Here is a 24798-nt window from a genome sequence, read left to right on the forward strand (position 1 = left end):
CGTATCCTGACTCCCTGGTCGCCGTCGCCGCTGCAGGGCCCCGCCACGGGGCACCCCGCCACCGCAGCAGGCCCCGGCCGGCCACGGAGGGAACTGTCATGAGCATGGAAGGCGTGGCCTGGAGCTCGCTCTACAAGATCTCGACCGCCAGGGACGGCAAGCACGGCATCTCCCGTGAGTCCGTGCGGCGGATCCTGACGTTCGCCGTGCCCTACCGCGCGAAGCTCCTCGTCTTCATCGTGCTGTCCGTCGTGGGGGCGTTCCTGGCGGTCGCGACGCCGGTGCTCGCCGGCCAGGTCGTCGACGTCATCGCGGCCCGGGGCGCCGTCGGCACCATCGTCTGGCTCGCCGTCGTCATCGCCCTGGTGGCCGTCGCCGACGCCGCCACGTCGCTGGTGACCCGCTGGTACTCGGCGCGGATCGGTGAGGGCGTGATCCTGGACCTCCGCACCGCCGTGTTCAACCACGTGCAGAAGATGCCGATCGCCTTCTTCACCCGCACCCGGACGGGCGCGCTCGTGAGCCGGCTCAACAACGACGTGATCGGCGCGCAGCAGGCCTTCAGCGGCACGCTGTCCGGCGTGGTCACGAACGTCGTGGCGCTGGTCCTGACCCTGGTCGTGATGCTCAGCACCTCCTGGCTGGTGACGGTGCTCGCGGTGGTCATGCTCCCGGTCTTCCTCATCCCCGCACGCCGGATGGGCAGCCGCCTGGCTGCGCTCCGCCGCGAGGCCGCCGACCACAACTCGGCGATGAGCACGCAGATGACCGAGCGGTTCTCGGCGCCGGGTGCCACCCTCGTCAAGCTGTTCGGCCGCCCCGACGAAGAGGCCGAGGAGTTCCGCGTCCGCGCCGCCCGCGTCCGCGACATCGGGGTCCGGAGCGCACTGCTGCAGTTCGTCTTCGTCACCGCACTCACCCTGGTCTCCGCGCTCGCCCTCGCGCTCGTCTACGGGGTCGGTGGTTCCCTCGCCCTCGGCGGCCAGCTGAACACCGGCGACGTGGTCACCCTGGCCCTCCTGCTCACCCGCCTCTACGCGCCGCTGACCAGCCTGGCGAACGCCCGGGTCGAGATCATGAGCGCCGTGGTCAGCTTCGAGCGCGTCTTCGAGGTGCTCGACCTCGAACCGCTCATCCAGGAGAAGCCCGACGCCGTCACGATCCCCGACGGTCCGGTCGCGGTCGAGTTCGACGACGTGCGCTTCGCCTACCCGTCCGCCGACAAGGTCTCCCTGGCGTCACTCGAGGAGGTCTCCACGCTGGACACCCGCGGTGGCGACGAGGTCCTGCACGGGGTCTCGTTCCGGATCGAGCCGGGGCAGACCGTCGCCCTGGTCGGCACGTCCGGTGCGGGCAAGTCCACGGTCGCGCAGCTCCTGTCGCGCCTGTACGACGTCGACAGCGGCGCCGTCCGGCTCGCCGGCACGGACGTCCGCGACGTCACGTTCAGCTCGATGCGGCACACGATGGGCATGGTGACGCAGGACGGCCACCTGTTCCACGAGACCATCCGCTCGAACCTGCGGCTCGCCCGGCCCGAGGCCACCGACGACGAGGTGTGGGACGCCGTCCGGCGGGCCCGCCTCGAGCCGCTCATCCGGTCCCTGCCGGACCAGCTCGACACCATGGTGGGTGAGCGTGGCTACCGGCTGTCCGGTGGTGAGCGTCAGCGCATGACCATCGCACGGCTCCTTCTCGCGCAGCCGCGGGTCGTCATCCTCGACGAGGCGACGGCCGCCCTGGACTCGACGTCCGAGGCCGCCGTGCAGGCCGCCCTGAGCGAGGCGCTCGAGGGCCGGACCGCGATGGTGATCGCCCACCGCCTCTCCACCATCCGCAGCGCGGACCTGATCCTGGTGGTCGAGGACGGCTCGATCGTGGAGCGCGGAACGCACGAGGAACTGCTCGCCGCGGGTGGACGGTACGAGGAGCTGCACCGGACGCAGTTCGCGGTGCAGAAGGAAGCCGCGGCGGACGAGGAAGCGATCGGCGCGGTCTAGCCCTCCGAAGGCACCGACCGCGGCCGGCACCGCGGCACGAGCACGGTCGGCAGCACCTCGTGTCGGACCACACGCCGACCCCGCAGCCGTTCGACGACGAGTTCGACGACCCGTGCCCCCATCCGCCGACACGGCTGCCCGACGGTCGTCAGGTCCAACCGTTCCGCCAGCGCGGTGCCGTCGAACCCGGTGACGGCGGCCACCTCCGGCAGGTCGGTCCCGGCTGCGCGGACGGCCGCCAGCAGCCGTCCCGCGGTCGCGTCGTTCGCCGCGACGAACGCGGTCACGCCGTTGTCCAGGAAGCTCCGCACCCGTCCGGGCTCGGCGACGAGCACGTCGATGTCCGCCGTGCACCGGTCCGCCGTCGCCTGGAGTCGGCCCGACACCTCGGCGTGCACCCGCCCGCGCCGCGTGGTCGACGGGAACGCGGACTCCGCCACGAAGCAGGTCCGGACGTGCCCGAGCGACGCCAGGTACAGCAGCAGTTCCCGCATGCCCGACTCCTCGTCGACGCTCACGGTGTCGATCCCGGTACCGGCCAGGAGGCCCGCCCCCGATCCGAGGACCGCCACCGGTACCCGCCGCGCGGCCGACACGACCCGCGCCCGCGGGAGACGACTGCTCACCACCGCGACCCCGAGGACACCGTCGGCCGTCCCGGCGGAGGCGACCAGGGCCTCCAGTCCGGCGGCCAGCCGCGCGTCGTCGCGACCCGCGTCGACGACCCGGACGGCGAACCCGAAGGTCGCGGCGGTCTCCCGCGCACTCGCCAGCACCTCGGCGTGGAACGGGTGTGCCGCGTCGGTGACGAGCACCCCGATGACGAGCGGGTCGCCGGAGGCGCGTCGCCGCGCCAGGGCACCGACCGGGAGGCCCAGCTCGTCCGCCGCGCGCACCACCCGTTCCCGACACGGCACGGACACCCCGTCGTCGCCGCGGAGGGCCAGGGAGACGAGCGACCGGGACAGCCCGGTCGCCTGAGCCACCTCGGCGAGGGTGACCGTCATCGACCGGTGAGGGTCCAGGTGTGGACGTGCTCCCAGGTCATCGTGTGCCACCAACGGCCGCTCCAGTCCGGGCTGGCCGTCCGGTAGAGGACGACGGTGTCGCCGCGGAAGCCGGACGGCACGTCGATGTCGAGGTCGCGGATGAACGCACCGACCTCGTCGCGCAGGTCCGGGCGGCCGTAGAGGTCGTGGGACGCGAGCGAGAGGTGTGCGCGCCACTTCTCCGGCAGGAAGTCGTTCGACGGCGGCGAGTCCATGGTCCGACGGAAGGGGTCGACCGCGGCGTCGACGTCCGCGGCGAGCTGGACGAAGTCCTGGTTCAGGGTTCCGTCGGGGCGTTCGGCGACGTCGTACACGTACCCGATGCCCTGTCCACGGACGCCGGCGTTGTGGACGTCGAACGCCGGACGGTCGGCGAGCAGGGTCGTCAGCGCCTGCACGACCTCGGTGACGTCGCGGCCGAACGGCTGGCTGCCGACCAGGGTGGCGTGCGGCGGGAACGCGCCGGCGGACACCAGGCCGTACTGGGCGCGGAGCTGGTCGGTGACGACCGTGACGGCGCGGCAGGTGCGGGCATCGGGGCGCAGGTAGACGCCGTAGCGGTACGGGTCGGTGGCGTCGAGCGGCAGGCGGGTGGAGACGGCGGGGTCGGGCTGGGACATGGGATCCGTTCGGTCGAGCACGTTTAGGGAACGTTCCCCATCGTGGTCGGGAGCACACCGCCGTGGTCGTCTGGACGGCGACGAGCAGGTGAACGGGTGGTGACGCGAGCGGGCGCCGCGCGGCCGTGCCGCCGTGCTGCTCAGCGCGGAGCGAGCGTCCGACCGGGCACGAGCGTGCCGTCGATGGCGGTGTGCGTCGCCCGCGAGGTCACCCCGTCGATCTGGTCCACGACGTCGTCCACCGACAGGGACCCGATCACGTCGAGCGGCTGCCGCCACGAGGTGATGCCGAACAGCTCCGTGGCGAAGGGCATGATGCCGTCGTACCCGGTGACGGACAGGTCCTCCGGCGCCCGGAGCCCGCGGCGGCGCATCGCCTCGAGGACACCGACGGCCCAGTGGTCGCTCGGGGCCATGATCGCCGTCACGCCCCCGACCGCCACCACGTGGTCCACGGCGGAGTCCAGCCGGCGCGGGTCGTCGCCGTGGTCCTCCAGGCGGACCAGCACCACGTCGACACCCCGCGCGCCCAGCTGCCGGGCCATCGCATCCGTCCGGGCCGACTGCGTCAGCGACCCCGACCGGGCGACCGTGAAGACCGCGACCCGCTCGTGGCCGAGGTCCGCCACCCGGTCCGCCAGCGCCGTCCCGCCACCGTGCTCGTCGCAGTAGACGCTGCTGACCGACTCGTCGCGCTCCGGACGCCCGGCGACCACCGTGGGGATCCGCTGCGCGAACGGCAGGACGTCCTCGACGGGCAGGGCGCCGCTGCAGACGATGAGTCCCTCGACCCGCAGCGCGACGAGCGTCTCGAGCGCACGCCGTTCCTCCTCGATCGAGAACGACCCGGCTCCGGTCGCGGTGACCACCCGGTACCCGCGCTCGGCGGCGCGCAACTGGAACGCGGTCAGCAGGTGCCCGTAGAACGGGGTGGAGGCGTCGCGCACGAACGCGCCGACCGTGTGGGTCCGGTGCGCCGACATGCCCCGGGCGTTGGCGTTCGCCACGTACCCGAGGTCGCGGGCGGCCTGCTTCACCCGCTCGACCGTCGCCGGCGCGACCCCGTAGGCCCCGGCGAGCGCCCGCGAGACGACGGACTTCGAGACGCCGGCGGCAGCGGCGACGTCGAGGATCGTCGGGACGGCGTGGCTCATGCCCGGGCCCGTCGTGTGGTCATCCCCTCACGGTAGCGGGCACAGCGCACCCCTCGACGAGGAGCAGCGCCGATGGCCATCCTGAGCGCTGGCTCACCGCGCAGAAAGTCTGCCGTCGCGCACTGTTCACCGAACGGCCCGGACGGACCCCGATCGTTCTCGGTACCCGCCGTGTCGCCGACCCCCTGGTCGCAGGCGGACACGTACCCGTACCCGAACGAGGAGCCCCGTGCCCAACCGTCCCGCCCGAGCACACGCGCTGTTCCGAGCCGCGTCCATCGCCACCGCTGCCGCCGCCGTCCTCGGCTCCGTCTGCCTCTCGACCACCACGGCGAGCGCCGACACCGGCCTGCAGCCCGCGTTCACCGCGCAGGACCACCCCGTCACCGACGTCCCCGGCATGGTGAACGGCCGCGAGCTCGGCGCCTTCACCGGGCTCGACGGACGCCGTGTCGACGCGACGCGGCTGATCCGCTCCGAGTCGCTCGACAAGGTCACGGCCGCCGGCGCCCAGACGCTCGCGGGCAAGTACCACGTGGACCTCGTCGTCGACCTCCGCACGCCCGGTCAGGTGGCGGCGAAGCCCGACGTGACGATCCCGGGCGCGAAGGTCGTCGACATCTCGATGTTCGGCGCCGACGGCGACTACCCGGACGACACCGTGATGTACCACGACCTCACCGACAAGGGCTACGTCGACGCTGCGGACCGTGGCCCGATGATCAGCGCCTACGCCCAGGTGCTCCAGATCCTGGCGACGCACACGACCGGCACCGTGCTGCTCCACTGCTCCCACGGCATGGACCGCACCGGCACCGTCATCGACCTGCTCGACCGGGTCCTGGGCGTCGACAGCGCGGACGTCCTGCACGACTACCTGCTCTCGAACACCCAGCTCGGCGTCACGTGGGCCACCCCGCAGCTGCTGCAGGGCACCTTCGAGCACGACGTGGCGACGAAGTACGCGGGCATGGACTCGTACCTGTCCAAGACCATCGGCGTCACCCCGGCCGAGGTCGCGGCCCTCCGCGCCCGGTTCCTCGTCTCCGACGACGCCTCGGCCTCGGCCGTCACCGTCGGGGGCGTCACCGTGCCGCTCGCCGCTGCCGCGACCCCGACCGGCGCGACCGTCACCGCACCCCTCACCGCGCTGACCGCCGCCGACGTGCACGTCACGACGACGAACTCGGCAGCGACCTCCTCGGTGGCCGTCACCGGTCGCAGCGCCGTCGTCACGGTGACCGCGGCGGACGGCACGACGACGAAGCAGTACCGCGTCACCGTGCGGCAGCCTGCCCTGTCCGTCGTCGCGAACGGCCCCGCCGCCCACGGCCCGTTCGCGCCCGGCTCCGCCGTGACGATCACGAGCGCCGGACTCACCCCGGGTGCGGTCTACTCGGTCGTCGTGCACTCCACCCCGCGGGTGATCGGCACGGTCACCGCGACGGCAGCCGGGACCGTCTCGGCCTCCGTCGTCCTGCCGGCCGACCTGGCCGCCGGGGCGCACACGCTGTTCCTGGCCGACGCGCGGGGGACCGCCGTCACCACCGCGGCACGCGTCGTCCTGGTCGCCCGCTCGGCGACCGGGACCACCACGACCCGCGGGGGGACGACCGTGGCGACCGTCCCGGTCCGGTCCTCCTCGGCAGCGGGTCCGTCCGTCGCCACGGGCGGCACGGTCGTGGCCAGCCCCGCCGACGGCGGCGTCCTGCCGTGGGTCCTGCTCGGCGGTCTCGGATCGGCCCTCCTCGCCGGCCTCGGCGTGCTCCGCCTGCGCGGCCGGGTCCGCAACGGCCGGGTCAGCAACGGCCAGTTCCGCAGCGGCCGCTGAGTCGTGACGACACGACACACGACGAAGCGGTGGCGCCGGGGATCCGTCCTCGGCGCCGCCGCCGGCGTGCTGGCGGCGGGGATGGTCGTCACCGCGATCGTCGGCCTGACGCTCCCCCACACCCGCCAGACGGGAGGCCCGCCCACCCTCGACCTCGCCGGCCACCCCGTGCAGGTGGACGGCCCCGCCCCCGCCCCGAGCGCGTCCGCGACGCCCTCCGGGGTCGGCCGCTTCGCGGCCCCGTCCGTCGGTCTGGACGTGCCCCTCGGTGCCCTGAGCGTCGTCGACGACGTGGTCGAGCCTCCCGGCTTCACCTCGGCGTACTGGGTGCGGAACCTCGGCGTCGCCCCCACCGACGCGGCCCACGGCACCGTGTTCGTCGCGATGCACTCCCTGCGCGGCGGCGGTGTCGGGCCCGGGAACGCGCTCATCGACGTCGCGGCGGGGCGCCCGCGCATCGCGACGGGGGCGGCGATCACCGTCGACGACGTCCGCTACCGCGTCAGCCGCACCGAGACGGTCGGCAAAGGGGACATCCACGCCGACGCCGAGGTCTGGGCGAACACGCCGGGGCGGCTCGTCGTGATCACGTGCCTGCAGCGTGCGGACGGTGAGCGGTCGGTCAGCAACGTGGTGGTCGAGGCCGTGCGGGCGTGATGCCCTTCCTCGACGCTGACGCGCAGCACCGCCCAGGAAGATGACCCCGTGCGTCGCGTCCCCCTGATCACCACCGGCCTGGTCCTCGCCGTCGTCGTCGGTGGCGTGATCGTCGTCGGTGCGCCCGGCCGCTCCGGCCCGCAGGCGCCCCTGCCGTCGTCCAGCGCCTCGGCCCGGACGGTCGCCCGGGCGTTCCTCGACGCCGCGGTCCGCCGCGACTGCCACGGCATGCGGGCCCTCTCCGCCCCGGACGACACGGACTGGTGCCCGGCCAGCCTGTGGCAGCAGTGGACCGGCGAGGGCGACCCGACGATGGACGCCTGGTCCGCCCTGCAGCGCACGACGGCAGCGGCCGACCGGCAGCAGTGCTTCGAGTTCGGGACACGCGAGACCGGTCTCACCGGCATGGAGCCGGGGGCGGACACGTGGGGCCTCTGCCTGCGCCACCACGCCGACGGCTGGCGGGTCGTCAGCGAAGGTGTCGGCTGACCGGTCCGCCTGCCCCTGCCGGGAGGCCCGTGGCACCGCCCGCCCCGCCGGTCACGCCGTCGGGGACCCACCGTCCAGGTCAGCGCATTGCCGCGAACAGCACGTCGGCCACCTGCGGCAGCTCGGTGCGGAACGACCACTGCACGGTGTTCCAGTCGTGCCCGCTGCCCGGTGCGAGCGCCACGGTGGCGTGGGCTCCCGCGGCCCGCGCTGCCCGTGCGAGCACCTGGGCGTTGTCGCTGAACTCGCGGTCGGAGGACCCCGCCGTCAGCCAGAGCGCGTGCCCGCCGAGCCCGTTCGCCCGCATCTGCGCGATCGGACCGGCGGCCTTCCACGCTGCGACGGAACCGCCGAAGGCCCGGTCGGCACTGTGCTGCGGGTTCTGGTCGATCGGGTGCAGTTCACTCGAGACCGCGAGCACGGGTCCGAACCGGTCGGGCTGCGCGGTGACGAACTGCATCGCGCAGGTCGCCCCCTGTGAGAACCCGGCGAGGCCCCAGGCGTGCCGGTCGGTGGTGACCGGCAGGTGTGCGGTGAGCCAGCGCGGGACGTCCTCGGTGACGTAGGTCCGGGCCTTCCCGAGCTCGGAGTCGACGCACATCGTGTTCAGCCCGGGCGCCGACAGCTGGTCGACGGAGACGACGATCGGGGCGCGGCCCTGGTGCGCTGCGGCGTAGGCGTCGAGTGCCTTGTCCAGCTGTCCGGCGGTGAACAGGTCGCTCGGGGCGCCGGGCTGCCCGGAGAACGCGAGCACGACGGGCAGCTTCCGGGGATCCCGGACCAGGGCGGCCGGCGGCAGGTACACGACGGCCGGTCGGGCGTCGAAGCCGGAGCGCTGCCCCGGGATGTCGATCGTGCGGACCTCGCCGACGGCGGGCGGCGCGGCAGCGGGAGCGGCGGCGAGGTCGAGCTCCGGGTAGGGGTCCTTCTGCACCACGGTGCCGAGCGTCGGGTACATCGCGAACTCGACGTTCACCCCGAGGGCGGGCACCAGCAGCGCGGCCGGCACGAGCACCGCGGCCAGCACGCGACGCCAGCCACCGCCCTGCACCAGCCCGACGACCGCGATGCCGAGCGCGGCGGCAGCCACGGCGACCCACATCCGGGTGATCGGACTGAGCGCGACGCCGAACACGTTCATCAGGTCGCTGAGCACCCAGCAGACGACGAGCACGACCACGGCTGCGCCCGCGGCGACGGCGGCGCGGAGTCCGGCTCGACGCCAGGCTGCCCGTGAGCGCAGCGCGCCGAGGGCCGGCAGGAAGACGGCGACCGTCAGCAGGGTGAACCCGACGTCCAGGGGGACGAGCTTCGACGGGGCCTGCAGCTGGGTGGCGAGCAGCCACTCGGTCGGGCTCACCGGGCCGCCGCGCGGTGTGCCTGGCGCAGCGCCCAGAGGTGCTTCGGTCGCAGACCCGGCACGTACGCACCGGCCAGGGCGCGGGCGACGCGCGGCACGTGCAGCGGAGTCGGGACCACGATCCAGAGTGTCTCGTGCCGCGCTCCGAACTTCTCCTTGAAGCGCTGCAGGGACCTGAAGCCGTACACGGGTTCCAGCAGCCGGGCGACGAGCAGCGATCCGCGGGTGACGAGCGACCCGGCGCCGGCGTGGGCGGCCAGCGGCGTGCCGGAGAGGCTGATCATGCGCAGTCCGGCGTCGCGGGCGCGGAGGGCGGTGCGGGCGATGAGGAACTCCATCACGCCGGGCATCCCGTCCTCGCCGCGGCGCATGACGTCGAGCGTGTACCCGGCGAGCGCGCCGCGTTCGTACACCGGCAGCCAGCTGGTGACCGCGGTGACGTGCCCGTCGGCAGCCACGGCCAGCATGAGCCGCACGTCCGGGTCGTCGAGTTCGTGGAAGCCACCGAGGGTGAACCCCATCTCGGGCAGTCGCCGGTCGGTCGCCCAGCGGGTGCAGATCGTCTCGACCTGGGCCCGCTGCTCGGCGTCGAGGGCGTCGAAGGTCGTCCACTCGTCGCGCACGCCCTCGCGGTCGGCGCGGTTCGAGGCCGTCCGGAGGTCCTGCCGCTTCTTGCCGCGCAGGTCGAACGACGTCACGTCGAGCACGGACTCCACACCGACGGGCAGGGACGTCCAGCCCTCGGCAGCGAGGATCTGCCGCACCGGCTCGTGCACGCTCGTGAACGCCGGCACCCAGCCGTTCCGTTCGCAGAAGGCCGCGAACGCGGACACCACCTCGGCACGGTCGTCGACGCAGCACGCCGGGTCCGAGACCGTCAGCGCCACGTCGCCGCAGACCCGGTAGGCCACGGCGCCGCGACCGCCCGGGTGTGTCCAGGTCGCGTTGCCGCGCCAGGTGCCCATGTGGCCGAGGGTGCCGGCGTCGCCGTCGCGGAGCATCCCGACGAAGGCGTCCCGTCCGTCCGCAGCGGCCCGGAACCGTCCACGGACCAGGGTGCCGCGGAGGGCGAGCACCGCCAGCAGCACGATCGCGGGCACGAGCCAGGCGCCGAGCAGGGTGACCTGCCACTCGATCGCGTCGAGTCCGATCCCCCGCCCCTGCACGGCGTCGTCGGTCATCGGTTCGATGAGGAACACGTCGGCCAGCACGGCGGTCAGCGTGATGAGCACGCCGACCGCCAGGTACACGCCGACCCGGCGGCCGCGCTGCACCAGCCACGCCGAGGCGAGCAGCAGGAACCCGACCACGACGACCGCGTGGTCGCTCATGGCGTCGGCGAAGACGGACAGCACGCCGTCCGGGTCCGGCACGACGGGCGTGACCAGCGTGCCGGCGCCGAGCGCGATGAGGGTCGCGACCACCCACGTGCGTGCGCTGACGGTGTCATGGGTGGACGGGCCTCCAGGACGGGAGGCGCGGCGCACCACGAACGCGCCCGCTGCGGTCCCGAGCAGGGTCGCCAGGGCACGGGCCAGGTCCGAGCCGTGGCCGGCGAAGAGCACCAGCGTCAGGACGACGGTCCAGAGCGCGGCCCGGGTGCGCCACCGGCGCTGGGCCGGCATCGCCGCGGAGGCGGCGCCGAGCAGCGCGGTCGCGACGGTCGACGGGGCGAAGAGCGGCTGGCCGACCGCCAGTTCGGCGTGCGCCTCGCCGAGCGCGGACCCGACGGTGACGGTGAGCAGGGTCCCGAGCACACCCAGCGTCGGCGCCAGCACGCCGATCACGAGGGTCCGGACCGATCCGAGAGACCGTTCGGCGAGTACCACCGTCAGCACCACGCCGAGGAGCGCCAGGCAGGCGACGGGCGGGTGGTGCGGGAAGTCCGGTTCGGCGTGCGCGATGCGCGCGGTGATGACGAGGACGACCGCGGTCACCGCCACGGCGACGGAGACCGGGAGGTGTCGGAGCCGTCCGACGAGCGCTGAGGGTGCCACGTTCTGATTGCAGCGGAACGAGCGCTCCGCGTCATCGACCCGCAGCGTGAACTCCGATGGCCGATCGGCCATCCGGGTCCGTCGACCGGAGGACCCGGGTCGGGCCGTTCCCGGGGGTCTCCGTCAGGGCTTCCGGGCCGCCGAGACGTGCGCGACCGGCAGCTGCAGGTGCAGCGCGAACCCGTCGTCGGGCTGCGGTCCGGACTGCATGCTGCCGCCGAGCAGGGACGCCCGCTCCCCCAGCCCGATCAGCCCGAGGCCGGACCCGGGCAGCTCCAGGCGGTCCGACCGGGCCGGGCCGTTGACGACGTCGACCAGGACCTCGTCGCCGTGCAGTCGCCCGCTCACCCGGACCAGGGCGCCGGGGGCGTGCTTGCGGGCGTTGGTCAGGCCCTCCTGCACGAACCGGTACACGGCACGCTGCAGCGGCTGCTCGAGGGTGTCGGGCAGGTCCACGTCGCAGCGGGTGTCGAGGCCGCTCTCGGCGACCAGTCGGGGCAGGTCGGCGAGCACCGGCTGCGGGGCGATCTGCCGGTCGGTCCCGCCGGAGGCACGCAGCACCTGGACCATGCCGCGCAGCTCCTGCAGGGTCACGACGCACAGCTGCCGGATCGTCCGGGCGAACCCGCGCTCGGCCTCGTCGCGTCCGGCCATCTGCATCGCCCCGGCCTGCACGGCGATCAGGGTGACCTGGTGGGCGACGACGTCGTGCATCTCCCGTGCCAGCAGTGCCCGCTCCCGCGAGAGTGCGACGGCCGCGGCCTGGCGGCGTTCGTCCTCCCGGGCCAGACGCGCCGCCGTCAGCTGTTCGGTCAGCCGCTCGCGCGTCCGCACGAGCAGCCCCACCGCGAGCGGCCCGAGGGCGAACAGCAGCGCGTAGACGACCGAGACGACGATCTCCGCCGGGGCCTGCGCCGGCCCGACGAACCCACTGAACCCCACGAACTGCACCAGCGCCGCCAGGAGCATGAGCCAGCGGCGGTCCGTGCGCTCCCCCAGCGTGAACAGCGCGATGCTGCCCGCGACCACCGCGGAACCGACGAACAGCGCGGGAACCGTCAGGGCGAACGCCAGCACCGGGAAGCGCCGGCGGATCAGCAGTCCGGCCGCGGCGAGCAGGGAGAGCACCGTGTCGACGGTCGTCGCTCCCGAGATGTCGAGCACCGCGTCGGCGACCGCAGCCGCGACGAACAGCAGGTCGACCAGCCACCAGGGTGCCCGGTGGGTGCGCACCCAGCGCAGGGCGACCTCGACGAGGTGGTCGAGCCTCCCGTCCGTCGCCGCGAGCACCCGACCGACGCGGGCCAGACGGGGACGCTCAGCCATCCAGCAGTCCTGCCTCGGCCGCACGCAGTGCGAGCTGGACCCGTGTCGGGACGGCGAACGCCGCCAGGAGGGCGCGGACGTCCTCCTTCACGGTGCCCGTGCTGACGCCGAGGCGCTGGCCGATGTCCGGGTTGCTCGCGCCGTCGGCGATCAGCCGCAGGACCGCACGCTCGCGGTCCGACAGGGACGGCGGCGGGGTCGCGGCCGAGGACCGGGCCGCGAACAGCGACCGGCGGTCCACCCCCGGCGCCAGGACGACTCCCCCGCGGGCCAGCACGCGGATGTACTCGGCGAGCCCCTCCGGGTCGGTGTCCTTGAGCAGGAACCCGGCGGCGCCGAGGTCCATCGCACGGCCGACGTACTCGTCGGTGTCGAACGTCGTGAGCATCGCGACCGCGGGGGGCTCCGGGAGGGTCTGCAGCTGGCGGAGGACCTCGAGCCCGTCGATCCGCGGCATCCGCACGTCGAGCAGCACCACGTCGGGAGCGTGCTCGCGGACCACCTGCACGGCGTCGACGTCACCCGTGGTTGCGACCACGTCGATGTCCGGCGCGGCACCCAGGATGAGTTCGAAGCCGTACCGGACGAGCGTCTCGTCATCGACGATCACGACGGTGGTCACGGCGGTCATCTTGGCATGCGGGGGCGGCGATCAGGGGTGCGGACGACCGATCGCACTGGTTGGCTTGACCGGAGGACGGCGATCACTGTGGGACGTCGACGACGCGACCACAGGGCAGGGGGACACGATGACCGGCGACGAACCGACGGGGCAGACCGCTTCCGACGTCGATCTCGGGACGGGTTGCTGACCGTGCGTCCACGGGGGGAACGAACCGGTCCGGTGATCGTCGTCGTCGGTGTGATGACCGCGGTCCTCGCCCTGACGGGGTGCAGCGGCGTCGGTCCGACAGGGTCGGAAGTCGCCAGGAGCGTCAGTACGGACGAGGCTCGGCGGTCGGTCGAGGACATCGTCGACCGGTCGGCGGCGGCGGTCGACGGCGACTGGCAGGTGTACAGCGGACCGGCGGTGGAGCAGTGCAACAAGGGGACCGGCGGAGACGGTGCGGCGTACACCTACATCAAGAATGTGGAAGGGGCGAGCGGTGATCCGGTCCAGGCCATCGCTGTTCTGAGGAAGCTGTGGGAAGCCGAGGGCATCACGACCGAGCCGTACAAGAGCCGGGGCTCGGATCCGCTCCTCGGCTTGCGAGGTGTCGGGGGGCCGACGACCTCCATCAGCTTCCTCGCGGCCGGCCAGCGCTACACGATCACCGCGGTGTCCGAGTGCGCCGACGGGGATGCCCTGGAGATGCAGGGCAACGGGGATTGACATCCGGCCGTCGATGCGGTTGAGCCTGGCTGTACGCCCCCACTGGCACGGCTAGGACAACGATCGTGCCGCCGCGAGTACATTCCCGTTGACCTACGCAAGATGCCCTCGCTCATCCCGAGCGAGGGCATCTCTGCGTCACCGCCGATCAGTCGAGCCAGCTGACCACACTCGGGTCGTCGATCAGACCGACCGCCCAGTCGACGTCCTTCGGCTCGCCGTCGCCCGACGGGTCGGTGATGTCGCTCAACCACGCTTCATTCGCGAGCCACTGCGCGGTCTCGCCGCCGAAGAGCGCCGAGTACGAGCGAAGTTCGTACAAGCGGCCGAGGACGGGCCCGTCCGGGCGATCTCGATAGAGGATCACCGCATCGTGCGGATCACGGACCCCACCGCCGATCCAGCTCATGTCCTCGTTCAGGAACGCGCTGTTCCTGAAACGGTCATGGACAGCATCGACGAACTGCTCTGCGAACTGGCGGTTGATCAATTCGGGAGCGGTCACTGTATGCCATCCCTTCGACGGATTGGATCATTTCGCCGGACTCGAGACGTTCGGCTCGATTGCGGTTCCTGCGAGTGGCTCGTAACTCGCAGTGTAGCTCTCGCCATCAGCCGGAGAAGCGGACGCGTCGAGCCTACTTGCGCGGAAGTCCGTTGGATTCGCAAGTGCCTTGTCCACCCAAGACGGGCAGTCTGTCGCTTTCGTGTCACTGATGCAGTAGGCCGTCATGACACCGATCTTCTGATCACGCAGGTTCACACCGTAGTACTCGTCGCGTTCCTCGTTGTTCATGATGACGCGGATCGGGATGCTGTCGGTGTACTCGCACTTCCCGTTGACGCATTCAATGCGGTTCGCGTACGCGTCATACCGACGGTGCAAGCCCTCAGCTGTGCCGCCGTTCGGGTTCCCCGTGGCGAACTTCAAAGAGGTGATCTTGTGGATGTTGTGCCGCTCGCGGATCTTCTTCATACCGAACCCCTTGCCTGAAGTCGCGTTGTAAGCTCCTTCACGCACGAAGACCTGCCGCCCCTTGGCGTCCTCCCAAGAGTCGAGGATGGTACTTCCTGGCGTTGCCGCGGCGGCCGATGCAGCCGGAATCCCCACGCCTGCCATGACGATCAGCGCCGCACTGACACCACTCAAGACGCGGGCGTGATGCTTCTTTTCGAGAACCATGACTTCCTCCCCGAGGGACTCCAAGGGAGTCCCTCTCCCCCGTCGTTCACCCCGATGCGACGGTAATTCGATCCCGCCAGCACTGGGTAAAAATGCCCTGAGTACCTCTGAGCCACCACTCAACAACCCAGCAGCGACTACGCCTGGCGCAGTAGAGAGGAGCCATCAAAACGATGGTCTCGTCCGACTCTCGCGCACCGACCTGCGCATGACGTTCTCGTGGTCAGGACGTGACGGGGGTCATCGGCGCGTAGAAGTCCTTCGCCGTGATCTGCGTGCCGTCGTTCGACGCAGCCGCGTTGCGCTGGTACTCCAGGTCGAGGACGTCGGACGGGTCGGTCACCGAGTAGGCGCACCAGCCCTCGCCGGACTGCCCCTGCTCGACCTTCGTCAGCGCCGGGTAGCCCGCGGCCTTCATCGCGTCCTCGACGACCGAGGTCGTGCCCTGTGACGTGTACGACTCCGTGCTGCCGTGGGCCTGCACACGGATCGCCAGGCAGTCCATCGTCGAGTAGTACTTGTCCCCCGCGGTCACGGCGACGTGGACCAGGACCTGCTCGTTGTCGTCCCGGTCCGCGAGCCCCGACTGCGCCGAGGTCCACGGGAAGTTCCGGACGACCTTGTCGGCCTGCACGGTGTGGCCCATCTGGTCGTCGGTGATCTTGTCCGACGTGACGTCGACCACACCGGACGCTGCGGCCTCGCTGGTCGGCGTCGGGGTCGGCGTCTGCTGTTCCGCGGCCTGGCTCTGCGACGGCTTCGCCGCGGCCTTGCTCGGCGCGGAGTCCCCCGACTGCGACGAGCAGCCGGCGAGTGCGGCGGTCACGACCGTGATCCCGACGACGGTGGTGAAGACGTGCTTGATCGACATGGTGTCCCCTCAGGTACTGCGCCGAGGGAACAGCTCCGCTCCCCCAGCGGTCGCCCCGGCTTCTGGTGAAGGCAGCCGAGACCACTCTTGACCGCACGCCCCACCGTGCACCCCGGTCGCCTTCGCAGGTCGGTCATGGAACCGGGGTGGTTCCACGCTACCGCCCGGCGCGGGGCGAGGAGTACAGCCTCGTCCTCGCGCGCAGGGGTCGGTCGTCCTGCGGTCACGACTGGCTGCTGACGGTCCGTGACCAGCAGCGCCTCCGGCCGGTGGGCACCGGTCAGGTGCCCACCGGCCGTCCGCGTCAGTCGCCGTACTCGCGGATGACGATGTCGGAGAAGGTGGCCGCTCCGCCGACGGAGTACAGCGAGATGCCGGTGTCCCCGGAGTCGAAGTCCACCTGGTTCGACAACACGACGGAGCCGGCATCGACGAACACTTCGACGCTCTGCGTGTCGACGAGGATGCGGAGGTGGACCGCCTGGGTCGCAGCAGGGACGGGAGCGACTGCACGGGTGTACGGGGCGAGTGCGAAACCGGCGCGATCGGAGGCCGCCCGGTCGACGTAGAGATCGCTGCCGGTCTTGCCGATGTCCGTGTGTCGGGTCCCGTCGACCGAACGACCGACGGAGACGCCGACGTCGGTGGCGTCGGTCCATGCGACGTCGAGCTCGATCTCGTAGGCCCGTGCGTTGTACGCCAGGACAGCGGAACCGTCGACGGACCGGCTCCCGATCGGGACGGTGCCGGTCGCTGCGTTCCGGAGCGCGGCGATGGGCGCGCTGAGGAGGCTGTACCGACCGTCCGACTGCTTCTGCAGCGTGATCTCACGGACGATCGAGTTCTGACCGTTGTACCCGTCGGAAGTGTCGGTCGGGACCTGTCGGTTGGCGTACTTCCAGTTGTTCATCCAGCCGATGCCGTACCGCTTCGTCGTCGGTGCCTCGTTCGCCGGCCACGTCACCGCGGCGTACCAGTCCCAGCCCCAGTCGAGCCACTGCGGCGTGAGGTCGTCAGCGGTGAAGAACGTCCCGTCCCAGGAGCCGGTCCAGTATGCGTAGGTGCACGGCAGTCCCTCGTTGTACGCGTCCATGCTGCCGCTGAAGACCCAGTGGGTGGTGCCGTCGTCAGCAGCGATCTGGAACAGGTCGGGGCACTCGATGCCGCCGAGGTCGTGGTCGGGGTAGTCGAAGTTGCGCTGCAGGGTCCAGTCGATGAGGTTCTTCGACGTGTAGAACGCCGCGTACCGCTGCCTGCCGATCACGCAGACCCACTCGTTGCGGGCGTCGTCCCAGGCGACCTTGGGGTCGCGGAACCACTCGGCGTTCGAGATCTCCGCATCGGTGGTCGCTGCGCGTCCGTCGTTGTTGACGATGACCGGCTCCGGTCGGGCAGTGAAGGTGAAGCCGCCGTCAGTGGACCAGAAGAGGTACTGCTCCTGGTACTTGCGGACGCCTCCTGTCGGTCGGGTGGCGAGGGCGATGACCGCGCCGGCGCCGTACCCGGCGGTGTCGTCGGTGTCGATCAGGGTGCAACCGGTCCAGGTGGGGAGGTCGGTCTCGAGCGGGATGACGGTGCCTTCGAAGGTGAAGTCGACGCCGTCGGTCGTGGAGACGTGGTCCCAGCCGCCGTCGCCGTTGTCGACGTCGGAGTGCAGGTAGTACAGCTGGTAGGCACCGCGGGTGAACACGGGGCGCTGCGGATCGGACAACCATCCCGCCGGTGGGGTCATGTGGTACTTCGCCCGGAACGAGACGGCAGCCGCCGATGCTGCCGCCGTCGACGCGGGAAGGGCCGCGGCGGATGCTCGCGCTGCCCCCGCTGGGCCGGCGGTTGCGAACAGTGCCAACGCACCGATGCCCGCCCCCTGGAAGAGCGTGCGTCGTTGGAATTCAGATGTCATGGTCAACTCCGGTTCGAGGTCGGGCTTGCATCGGTCGGGCTTGCATCGGTCGGTCTGGGGCGGTCGGCGGCTCGGGGCGGTCGGCCGGAGGAGGTACAGGGGACTGCGTGAGTGCGTCGCGGATGATCCGGCGCGGGTCGTAGCGACGGGGATCGAGCTCGGACCAGTCGATGTCGACGCCGGTCTCTTCTTCGATCTGCGCCTTCGTGCTGTCTGCCCAGGCGCGCAGCTGACGGAGGAAGCCCGTCAACCGCCGGGTGTGGGAGGCGAGACGGTGCGGTCCGAGGCAGAACGCCGCGATGACGGCGATGACGAGCAACTTGTCGACGTCCACGATCAGGTCCCGTCACGCAAGGCGGGAGGAGGTCATTCGGTCGGGCTCGTCGACGTCGGGGCAGCGGGGGCGGTGCCGTCGACCACGGGCTTCCCGCTGCCCTCAGCGTGGATCTCGTTGCGGAAGATGTTCAGCGACTGGCCGATCCCCTTGGCGAGCGCTGGCAGCTTCGTCGCGCCGAAGAGGAGGACGACGATGCCGAGGATGACGAGCAGGTGGATTCCGGTGAGGTTGCCGAGCATGAGGTTGTCCTTTGCGAGATGGGAGCGGTGCAGTCGAGGCCGGGTCACGAGGCCGTCGGTGCGGCCGCCGCGAGACGGCGATCGACACGACGGTCGTGCAACCAGGCGACGGCGCAGGCCAGGAGGTAGAGAACGGCCATCGGGATGGCGAGGAGGAACATCGAGGCGATGTCCGCTGACGGGGTGACGAAGGCGGTGAAGACGAGGATGCAGAGCACGGCGACGCGCCAGGCGCCGAGGATCGAGCTCGCGGTGAGCACGCCGACGAAGTCCAGGAGCACGAGGAACACCGGCAGGACGAAGGCGACACCGACGGCGAGGACGAGCTTCACGGCGAAGTCGTAGTACGCCTTCGCGTCGACGATGGACGTGTCCTGGTGGGCGACGAAACTGCCGAGGACCTGCACGATGTGCGGCAAGACGTACCAGCCGAACCAGCAGCCGCCGAGGAAGAGCGGGATCGCGGAGCCGAGGAACCCGATGACGTAGAGCTTCTCGCGGCGGACCAGGGCAGGGACGACGAACGCCCACGTTTGGTGGAGCCAGACGGGACTGGCGATGACGATCGCGATCGTGAGCGTGATCTGGAGTCGGAGGTCGAAGGCGCCGCTGATGACCGGGAAGTTCAGTTCGGCGGTGTGGCCGCCGCCAGCAGCAGCGAGCTCGGCGACCGGGGAGCGGAGCCGGTCGAGGACGACCGGCGTGAGGAACCAGCCGGCCACGGCGCAGGCCGCGACGGCGAGCACCGCGCGGAACAGCCGCTTCCGGAGCTCGTCGAGGTGTTGTCCGAGCGACATGGCGCCGGACGTCCCTCGCGCCTCCTCCCGGTCTGTCAGCGACGGAGCGGTCATCAGCGGATCTCGAGGGCAGCGGAGAACAGGTCGTCCCTGGTCGGCAGGTCAGCACCGCGCCGCGCGACGGTGATCGCCGCGGCACGGGTACTGACGCGGCCGAGCTCGCGGAGGCTGTCTCGGCTGATCGAGCCGACAGTGGTGCCGCGCGTCTGGAGCTGCCAGATGAGCGTCGCCATGTAGCTGTCCCCGGCCCCGACGGTGTCGACGACGTCGACGCGTTCGCCGGGGACGGCCACCCGCTCGGTCGCGGTCGTCACGATCGACCCCGCGGCACCCGTGGTGAGGGCGGCGAACTCGACGCCGATCTCGAGGAGACGATCGAGCACGGCGTCCGCACCCAGCCCCGGGTAGAGCCAGCCGGCGTCTTCATCGGAGAGCTTCACGACGTCGGCGACCGCTGCGAGTCGTTCGAACGTGCGACGTCCGTCGGCCGGTCTGCCGAGGAGCGCAGGACGGATGTTCGGGTCGAAGGAGACGGTTCCGCCGTCGGCCGCCGTGCGCCGGGCGAGTTCGGACACCTTGCCGGCCCCCGGCTCGAGGAAGGCGCTGATCGATCCGACGTGCAACCACCGCGGGGTCCGCGGCAGGTCCGGCAGGTCCCACTCGATGTCGAACTCGTAGGTCGGTTGGCCGTCCGGAGCCAGCCGGACGATCGCGGACGACGTCCGCGTCGCACCGAACGCGTCGTCGACGACCTGGACGCCGGACGCTCGGAGGTGATCGGCGATGCGGTGTCCGCGCGCGTCGTCCCCGAGCCACGTCGCGAACTCGACCGGCGTGCCGAGCCGCGCCAGTCCGAGTGCGACGTTCGCGGGGCTCCCGCCAGGCACTTCCCGGGTCCGCTCGTCGTGCACGACGTCGACCAGCGACTCGCCCGCGACGGTGATCGGGTACCCGGTCATCTCGTACCGACCACGGTGACGGCGGCGCTCGCCAGCTCCCAGACGAGTGCCCCGGCCGGTGCTTCCACCGTCCACGGCGGTGCTTGCTCGGGGTAGACGCGCGTGGTGACGGCGTGGCCGGCGCTGGTGAACACCTCGACGACGGATCCGTCCAAGAGCACCCGGACCGCGGGCCGCTCCGCCGAGCGATCGAACGGTGCTCGGACCACCGCCGGAGTCGGATCGGCACGGTCGTCACGGCTGGCCTGCGCGCGATCGACGGTGAGGGTGTCGGTGTCCAGGTCGACGCGGATGGCCAGGTACTCGGTATCCGAGAACCGCACCAGGACGCTCCCGGTGACCGGTACCGGGAGCACGATCTCCACCTGTGCCCCGATCGTCGCTCCGTGTCCCGGCTGTGGTCCGCCGGCTCGGAGGGACTCGAGCGCGGGATGGGGCTCGCTGCGGAGCCGGCCGTCCACGAGCCATGTCCTCCGGGGAACGGAGATGGCGCCGGACCAGCCGACCTGCTCGGTCCACTCGTCGGTCCGCCCCTCGGTGATCCACCCGAAGAGCACGGCCCCCCAGGATCCGGTCCGCATCACCGATGCTGCGTAGAAGTGCTGCCCCTCGTCGACCCGGTCGAGGTGCCGCGGACCTGCCAGCGGCATCGCGATGACGTCGCCCGGTCCCGCCGCGTGTGACCAGGACGCCACGATGGCGACCTCGGTGCCGTCGACCGGGAGGATCTGCGGACACTCCCACCCTTCGCCGGTGTCGATGCCGTCGACGGTGGTGCGGGGCATCGCCAGCAGATCGCCGACGGACGTCCAGGTGATGCCGTCGGCAGACCGGTACTGACGAACGGAGGCGGTCTGGTCCGCCGATGCCGCTCCGACCGCCATCGACCAGCCGTTCTCGTCCTGCCAGACGAACGGATCACGGAACATCGTGATCCCCTCGTCGGCCGACGGATCGGCGACGACCTGGACCGGCGGGCCGAAGGTGTTGCCGCCATCGGTGGATTCGGCGAGGAGCACCGACTGGAACGGACTGTCGTCGACCTTGCCCGAGTAGTAGGCGCGCACGGTGCCCTCGTGGAGCACGGTGTTGCCGGACCACGCGCCTCCCGAGTCGCTCCCGCCCGGGACGGGGACGATGGCGGGTCGGTGCAGCGTCCAGTGCACGAGGTCGTCGCTGGTGGCGTGTCCCCACTCCACCGGGACGTCGAGGTCGACGCGGGGTCGGGACTGGAAGTACAGGTGCGCCTGTCCGTCGATGTCGATGGGCCCGTTGGGGTCGTTGACGTACCCGCGGGGGAGCCTGACGTGGAACTGCGGGAGGTGGTGATCGGCAGCGGTGGTGTCGGCATCGCGGAGTTCCGGGTGGCCGGTGACGGTGTCGGTCATCGGGAGGATCCAGCCGTGACGCCCTCGATGAAGTAGCGCTGCGCGAAGACGAAGAGCAGGACACTCGGGATCATCGTCAGCACGACGCCGGCCAGGACGACGGAGATCGACCCGGTCCCGAGGTTGCCCTGCAGACCGACCAACCCCAGCGGCAGGGTGAAGGAGTCCTGCTGGTTGAGGAAGATCAACGGCCGGTAGTACTCGGCCCAGAAACCGGAGAAGTTCAGGATCGCGAGCGTCGCGATCGCCGGACTCGCCATCCGCGAGTAGACGTGCCAGAACACGCCGAACTGACTCGCCCCGTCGATCCGTGCCGCTTCGCCGAGCTCCTTCGGCATCTGCATGAAGTACTGCCGCATCAGGAAGGTGCCGAACGCGCTGCCGAGGGCGGGAACGATCAGGGACGCGATCGACCCGGTCAGGCCGACGTCCTTGAGGATGACGAAGACGGGGATGATGATCGTCTGGATCGGCACCATCATCGTGGCGAGGAAGATCCCGAAGATCGTGTTCTTGCCGGGGAAGCTGATCATCGCGAACGCGTAGCCCGACAGGGTGCAGGTGATGGTCTGGCCGACGACGATGAGCAGTGTGACGACGACGCTGTTGACGAAGAACTGTCCGATCGGGATCTGGTTGAACACCGCGGCGTAGTTGCTGAAGTCCCAGGACAGCGGGAGCCACTGCGGCGGGTTGTTGAACGACTCCGCTGGTGTCCGGAGGGACGTGGTCAGGGTCCAGAGCAGCGGCCCGAGGGCGAACACCGCGGCGACGATCAGGATGACCATCCCGATGACGCTCCCGACGGTGGCGGCAGGACGCCGGCGCCGGACGATGTGGTCGATGCTCGGCTGTGCCACCGTCTCCGGGCTGTGCAGCGGGTTGAGGGTGTCGGTGGTCGTCATTGGTAGAACACCAGCTTTCGTGCGGCGATGAACTGGACGGCGGTGATGATGCCGATGATGACCAGCAGGAGGATCGCGATGGCCGAGGCGAACCCGAACTGCAGGTTCTGGAACCCGGCCTGGTACATCGAGATCGTGGCCGTCGTCGTCGCGGTACCGGGCCCGCCCTTGGTCATGATGAACGGCTGATCGAACAGCTGCATCGCGTTGATCATCGCGATGACGGTCGCGAACAGGATCGTGGGGCTGATCAACGGGACCTTGATCTGGAACAGCGATCGCCAGGGGCCGGCGCCGTCGATGGAGGCCGCTTCCTGGACGTCCACCGGCACCGCCAGCAGTGCGGCGACGAAGAGCACGAAGGTGAACCCGACCTGTTGCCAGACCACGACCATCACGATCGTGACCTTCGCCCAGAAGGGGTCGTTCAACCAGTGCGCCCCCGGGAGGCCGATCTCGTTGAGGTAGTAGTTGATGAGGCCGAACTTCGTGTCGAAGATGTAGCCCATGAAGATCGACACGGCGGCGGTCGATGCCAGGAGTGGCAGGTAGAACGACGTGCGGAAGAACACGCGGGTGGCGTTGCGCTTCCGGTTGTTCGCCAGCACGGCCAGCAGGAGCCCGAGCGAGATCTGCAGGACGACGATGGCGAGGGCGAGTCCGATGGTGACGCCGAAGGACGCCAGGACCGGCCCGTCCGTGAACAGTCGGACGTAGTTGTCGAACCCGACCCACTTCGGGCTGCTGATGACGTCCCAGGAGGTGAAGGACAGTCCGAGCGAGGCCAGGATCGGGATGAGGGTGAACACGGCGACGAAGACCACCGCCAGCCCGATCATGAGGAACCCGAAGGTGGATTCCCGCCGACGGGCACGTCTGGCCGCTGGCCGACGGGCGGCCGTCGCGGCGGCCCGCCCGGTGCGTGTTCCGGTCGCTGCGGTCACGACGACGCCTGCGCAGCAGCCTTCTCGATGTCAGCCTGCAGGCCGTCGAGAGCCTTCTTCGCGTTGCCGGAGGAGATCGCCTGCGTGGTGCGCTGGTTGAGCGCCGTCGCGAGGGCGTTGTAGTACGGCGGTGCCGAGATGGGTGCCGAGTTGTCGAGCTGGTCGTAGAACACCGACCAGTGCTCCGGCCCCGTCGTGGAGTAGCGTTCCGCGGTCATCAGCGACTTCTGCGCCGGGGTGGTCACGTTGCCCGGCCACAGCGAATCGAAGCTCTCCGGCTGCACCATCAGCTTGATGACCTCGAAGGCCAGGTCCTTCTGCTTCGACGAGTTGAAGATGCCGTACCCACCGGCGCCGAAGAGGGACTTGTTGCTCTTCCACGTGGGGAACTGCACGACGTCGAAGCTGCCGTCCTTCATGCCCGCGTTGTGGAGCCCACCGGCCCAGAAGCCGCCGCCGATGGTCATGCCGATCCGACCGGAGGCCATCAGCCCCTGCAGGGTGGCACCACCGCCGACATCGGGCGAGGGCGATGCGCCGGACTTCTGCAGGTCGATGACGTACTGCAGCGCCTCGATGGCTGCGTCCGAGTTGGCGGTCGGGTCGCCCCACTTCCATCCGCCCTTGCGGCCGGCGACACCGATCGGGTTGTCGGAGAACGCCTTGCTCTTCCAGAGCCAGTCGCCGCCGGAGTACTTGCCCTCCTCGAGCAGGTTCCCGTCGTTGGCGTAGAGGAAGGAGGTCCAACTCCCCCAGAGCCGCACCACCCAGTCGAAGGCGTAGGTGCCGCCACCGACCTTCGCGAGGCGATCGGCCGAGGAGTGGAAGTCGTCCATGGTCCAATCGGCCGCAGGGCGCGCGAGACCGGCCTTGTCGAACAGGTCGGTCGAGTAGAACATGCTGCCGGCGTTGAAGCTGTCCGGCAGCGTGTAGAGGTGCCCCTGGTACATCGTCGACTCGAGCAGCACCGGGTGTGCGCCGGTGAAGTACTCGTGCAGGTCCGACAGGTTCTTCGTGACGTACTCGTCGAGCGGCGTGAGCAGGTTCTTCGACGCCAGGAGCTGTTGCCCCTCGGTGGCGACACTGACGATGTCCGGGACATCGCCCGAGGCGATCTGGGTGAGCACCTTGGCGAGGAAGTCGTTCCAGTCGGTGCCGTTGATCGCGGTCACCTCGAGGCTGGCCTTCTTGTCCAGCCGCTTGATCTTCGGCTCGATCGCCTTCTGCAGTGCACTGGCAGCGCTCTGCTCCCCGAAGTAGAGCATCTTCACGGTCCCCGATCCGCCGCCCCCTCCGCCGCTGGTCGAGCAGGCAGCCAGCGAGCCGATGCCGGCCAGCGCGAGCCCGGCTCCGCCGAACTTGAACAGCGTGCGCCGGTCGATCGGTGTACTGAATCCGTTCGTCACGGTCGCTCCTCTCTGAGCGATGATGGCCCCGATGACCGGGTGCCAATACG

24 protein-coding genes are annotated in these 24798 nt (G+C 70.7%); 5 read left to right on the plus strand and 19 right to left on the minus strand.

The annotated features are described in order from the left end of the window. The first annotated feature begins 98 nt into the window (after positions 1-98). Positions 99-2000 carry an ABC transporter ATP-binding protein gene (locus tag QCD68_RS00660; RefSeq protein ID WP_111076305.1) on the plus strand — a complete coding sequence of 634 codons (1902 nt, stop codon included), beginning with the start codon at positions 99-101 and terminating at the stop codon, positions 1998-2000. On the opposite strand, the gene QCD68_RS00665 is transcribed toward QCD68_RS00660, so the two are convergent. From QCD68_RS00665 to QCD68_RS00675, 3 genes are all read right to left on the minus strand, one after another. Next, on the minus strand, positions 1997-3007 hold the full coding sequence (locus QCD68_RS00665; RefSeq protein ID WP_301221644.1) for a LacI family DNA-binding transcriptional regulator: 1011 nt from the start codon (positions 3005-3007) through the stop codon (positions 1997-1999). The genes QCD68_RS00660 and QCD68_RS00665 overlap by 4 nt on opposite strands. After that, positions 3004-3669, minus strand: coding sequence for a 2'-5' RNA ligase family protein (locus QCD68_RS00670; protein ID WP_111076303.1), 666 nt, complete (start codon positions 3667-3669; stop codon positions 3004-3006). The genes QCD68_RS00665 and QCD68_RS00670 overlap by 4 nt, the downstream gene beginning before the upstream one ends. Before the next feature lie 140 nt (positions 3670-3809). Further along, complete coding sequence (locus QCD68_RS00675) at positions 3810-4823, minus strand: LacI family DNA-binding transcriptional regulator (RefSeq protein WP_301221645.1); 1014 nt, start codon at positions 4821-4823, stop codon at positions 3810-3812. A 229-nt stretch (positions 4824-5052) separates the two neighbouring features. Here QCD68_RS00675 and QCD68_RS00680 point away from each other — a divergent pair, with 229 nt between their 5' ends. The 3 genes from QCD68_RS00680 to QCD68_RS00690 are packed head-to-tail and all read left to right on the plus strand — an operon-like array spanning position 5053 to position 7800. Beyond that, positions 5053-6654 carry a tyrosine-protein phosphatase gene (locus QCD68_RS00680; RefSeq protein WP_301221646.1) on the plus strand — a complete coding sequence of 534 codons (1602 nt, stop codon included), beginning with the start codon at positions 5053-5055 and terminating at the stop codon, positions 6652-6654. A gap of 3 nt (positions 6655-6657) precedes the next feature. Continuing rightward, entirely contained in the window at positions 6658-7311 is a 654-nt protein-coding gene (locus tag QCD68_RS00685; RefSeq protein ID WP_301221647.1) for a class F sortase, read from the plus strand. Between the two features lie 48 nt (positions 7312-7359). Continuing rightward, complete coding sequence (locus QCD68_RS00690) at positions 7360-7800, plus strand: hypothetical protein (protein ID WP_301221648.1); 441 nt, start codon at positions 7360-7362, stop codon at positions 7798-7800. A gap of 79 nt (positions 7801-7879) precedes the next feature. Here the strand turns inward: QCD68_RS00690 and QCD68_RS00695 are convergent, their stop codons facing one another. From QCD68_RS00695 to QCD68_RS00710, 4 genes are read right to left on the minus strand one after another with little or no spacing between them, the layout of a single operon-like run. Beyond that, the gene (locus tag QCD68_RS00695) at positions 7880-9160 is read right to left on the minus strand and encodes an alpha/beta hydrolase (protein ID WP_301221649.1); all 1281 of its coding nucleotides are present in this window, start codon (positions 9158-9160) and stop codon (positions 7880-7882) included. Further along, positions 9157-11229, minus strand: coding sequence for a bifunctional lysylphosphatidylglycerol flippase/synthetase MprF (locus tag QCD68_RS00700; protein WP_301221650.1), 2073 nt, complete (start codon positions 11227-11229; stop codon positions 9157-9159). The genes QCD68_RS00695 and QCD68_RS00700 overlap by 4 nt, the downstream gene beginning before the upstream one ends. Positions 11230-11280: 51 nt before the next feature. Further along, positions 11281-12483, minus strand: a complete 1203-nt coding sequence (locus QCD68_RS00705) for a sensor histidine kinase (RefSeq protein ID WP_301221651.1) — start codon at positions 12481-12483, stop codon at positions 11281-11283. Then, a complete protein-coding gene (locus QCD68_RS00710; RefSeq protein WP_239539739.1) occupies positions 12476-13114 on the minus strand; it encodes a response regulator transcription factor in 639 nt (212 codons plus the stop codon). Before QCD68_RS00710 ends, QCD68_RS00705 begins: the two co-directional genes overlap by 8 nt. A gap of 213 nt (positions 13115-13327) precedes the next feature. On the opposite strand from QCD68_RS00710, the gene QCD68_RS00715 reads away from it, so the two are divergent. Beyond that, positions 13328-13816, plus strand: coding sequence for a hypothetical protein (locus QCD68_RS00715; RefSeq protein WP_301221652.1), 489 nt, complete (start codon positions 13328-13330; stop codon positions 13814-13816). Positions 13817-13964: 148 nt separating this feature from the next. Here the strand turns inward: QCD68_RS00715 and QCD68_RS00720 are convergent, their stop codons facing one another. From QCD68_RS00720 to QCD68_RS00775, 12 genes are all read right to left on the minus strand, one after another. Further along, on the minus strand, positions 13965-14321 hold the full coding sequence (locus QCD68_RS00720) for a hypothetical protein (protein WP_301221653.1): 357 nt from the start codon (positions 14319-14321) through the stop codon (positions 13965-13967). A 27-nt stretch (positions 14322-14348) separates the two neighbouring features. After that, positions 14349-14999: a hypothetical protein gene (locus tag QCD68_RS00725; protein ID WP_301221654.1), complete on the minus strand. Its 651-nt coding sequence runs from the start codon at positions 14997-14999 to the stop codon at positions 14349-14351. Positions 15000-15222: 223 nt separating this feature from the next. Next, a complete protein-coding gene (locus QCD68_RS00730) occupies positions 15223-15870 on the minus strand; it encodes a hypothetical protein (RefSeq protein WP_301221655.1) in 648 nt (215 codons plus the stop codon). A 304-nt stretch (positions 15871-16174) separates the two neighbouring features. After that, positions 16175-17773, minus strand: coding sequence for a glycoside hydrolase family 32 protein (locus QCD68_RS00735; protein ID WP_301221656.1), 1599 nt, complete (start codon positions 17771-17773; stop codon positions 16175-16177). Continuing rightward, positions 17763-18107, minus strand: coding sequence for a hypothetical protein (locus tag QCD68_RS00740; protein WP_301221657.1), 345 nt, complete (start codon positions 18105-18107; stop codon positions 17763-17765). The genes QCD68_RS00735 and QCD68_RS00740 overlap by 11 nt, the downstream gene beginning before the upstream one ends. Positions 18108-18139: 32 nt before the next feature. Beyond that, positions 18140-18349, minus strand: a complete 210-nt coding sequence (locus QCD68_RS00745) for a twin-arginine translocase TatA/TatE family subunit (RefSeq protein ID WP_301221658.1) — start codon at positions 18347-18349, stop codon at positions 18140-18142. A 44-nt stretch (positions 18350-18393) separates the two neighbouring features. Next, a complete protein-coding gene (gene tatC, locus QCD68_RS00750; RefSeq protein ID WP_253465772.1) occupies positions 18394-19146 on the minus strand; it encodes a twin-arginine translocase subunit TatC in 753 nt (250 codons plus the stop codon). A 53-nt stretch (positions 19147-19199) separates the two neighbouring features. Continuing rightward, entirely contained in the window at positions 19200-20105 is a 906-nt protein-coding gene (locus QCD68_RS00755) for a carbohydrate kinase family protein (protein WP_301221659.1), read from the minus strand. Further along, a complete protein-coding gene (locus tag QCD68_RS00760) occupies positions 20102-21493 on the minus strand; it encodes a glycoside hydrolase family 32 protein (RefSeq protein WP_301221660.1) in 1392 nt (463 codons plus the stop codon). Before QCD68_RS00760 ends, QCD68_RS00755 begins: the two co-directional genes overlap by 4 nt. Then, entirely contained in the window at positions 21490-22398 is a 909-nt protein-coding gene (locus QCD68_RS00765; RefSeq protein ID WP_111076285.1) for a carbohydrate ABC transporter permease, read from the minus strand. Before QCD68_RS00765 ends, QCD68_RS00760 begins: the two co-directional genes overlap by 4 nt. After that, the gene (locus tag QCD68_RS00770; protein WP_221849322.1) at positions 22395-23342 is read right to left on the minus strand and encodes a carbohydrate ABC transporter permease; all 948 of its coding nucleotides are present in this window, start codon (positions 23340-23342) and stop codon (positions 22395-22397) included. The genes QCD68_RS00765 and QCD68_RS00770 overlap by 4 nt, the downstream gene beginning before the upstream one ends. Continuing rightward, positions 23339-24748 (minus strand): ABC transporter substrate-binding protein, encoded by a 1410-nt coding sequence (locus QCD68_RS00775; RefSeq protein ID WP_290158270.1) that lies wholly within the window; start codon positions 24746-24748, stop codon positions 23339-23341. The genes QCD68_RS00770 and QCD68_RS00775 overlap by 4 nt, the downstream gene beginning before the upstream one ends. Between the last annotated feature and the right edge of the window lie 50 nt (positions 24749-24798).

This window comes from Curtobacterium sp. PsM8, assembly GCF_030433875.1.
Classification (GTDB): Bacteria; Actinomycetota; Actinomycetes; order Actinomycetales; family Microbacteriaceae; genus Curtobacterium.

Excerpts from the sequence above, each read along its gene's own strand:
- QCD68_RS00660 (WP_111076305.1), top strand. The coding sequence starts at position 99 with ATGAGCATGGAAGGCGTGGCCTGGAGCTCGCTCTACAAGATCTCGACC.
- QCD68_RS00665 (WP_301221644.1), bottom strand. The coding sequence starts at position 3,007 with ATGACGGTCACCCTCGCCGAGGTGGCTCAGGCGACCGGGCTGTCCCGG.
- QCD68_RS00670 (WP_111076303.1), bottom strand. The coding sequence starts at position 3,669 with ATGTCCCAGCCCGACCCCGCCGTCTCCACCCGCCTGCCGCTCGACGCC.
- QCD68_RS00675 (WP_301221645.1), bottom strand. The coding sequence starts at position 4,823 with ATGAGCCACGCCGTCCCGACGATCCTCGACGTCGCCGCTGCCGCCGGC.
- QCD68_RS00700 (WP_301221650.1), bottom strand. The coding sequence starts at position 11,229 with ATGGCCGATCGGCCATCGGAGTTCACGCTGCGGGTCGATGACGCGGAG.
- QCD68_RS00705 (WP_301221651.1), bottom strand. The coding sequence starts at position 12,483 with ATGGCTGAGCGTCCCCGTCTGGCCCGCGTCGGTCGGGTGCTCGCGGCG.
- QCD68_RS00710 (WP_239539739.1), bottom strand. The coding sequence starts at position 13,114 with ATGACCGCCGTGACCACCGTCGTGATCGTCGATGACGAGACGCTCGTC.
- QCD68_RS00725 (WP_301221654.1), bottom strand. The coding sequence starts at position 14,999 with ATGGTTCTCGAAAAGAAGCATCACGCCCGCGTCTTGAGTGGTGTCAGT.
- QCD68_RS00730 (WP_301221655.1), bottom strand. The coding sequence starts at position 15,870 with ATGTCGATCAAGCACGTCTTCACCACCGTCGTCGGGATCACGGTCGTG.
- QCD68_RS00735 (WP_301221656.1), bottom strand. The coding sequence starts at position 17,773 with ATGACATCTGAATTCCAACGACGCACGCTCTTCCAGGGGGCGGGCATC.
- QCD68_RS00745 (WP_301221658.1), bottom strand. The coding sequence starts at position 18,349 with ATGCTCGGCAACCTCACCGGAATCCACCTGCTCGTCATCCTCGGCATC.
- tatC (WP_253465772.1), bottom strand. The coding sequence starts at position 19,146 with ATGTCGCTCGGACAACACCTCGACGAGCTCCGGAAGCGGCTGTTCCGC.
- QCD68_RS00755 (WP_301221659.1), bottom strand. The coding sequence starts at position 20,105 with ATGACCGGGTACCCGATCACCGTCGCGGGCGAGTCGCTGGTCGACGTC.
- QCD68_RS00760 (WP_301221660.1), bottom strand. The coding sequence starts at position 21,493 with ATGACCGACACCGTCACCGGCCACCCGGAACTCCGCGATGCCGACACC.
- QCD68_RS00765 (WP_111076285.1), bottom strand. The coding sequence starts at position 22,398 with ATGACGACCACCGACACCCTCAACCCGCTGCACAGCCCGGAGACGGTG.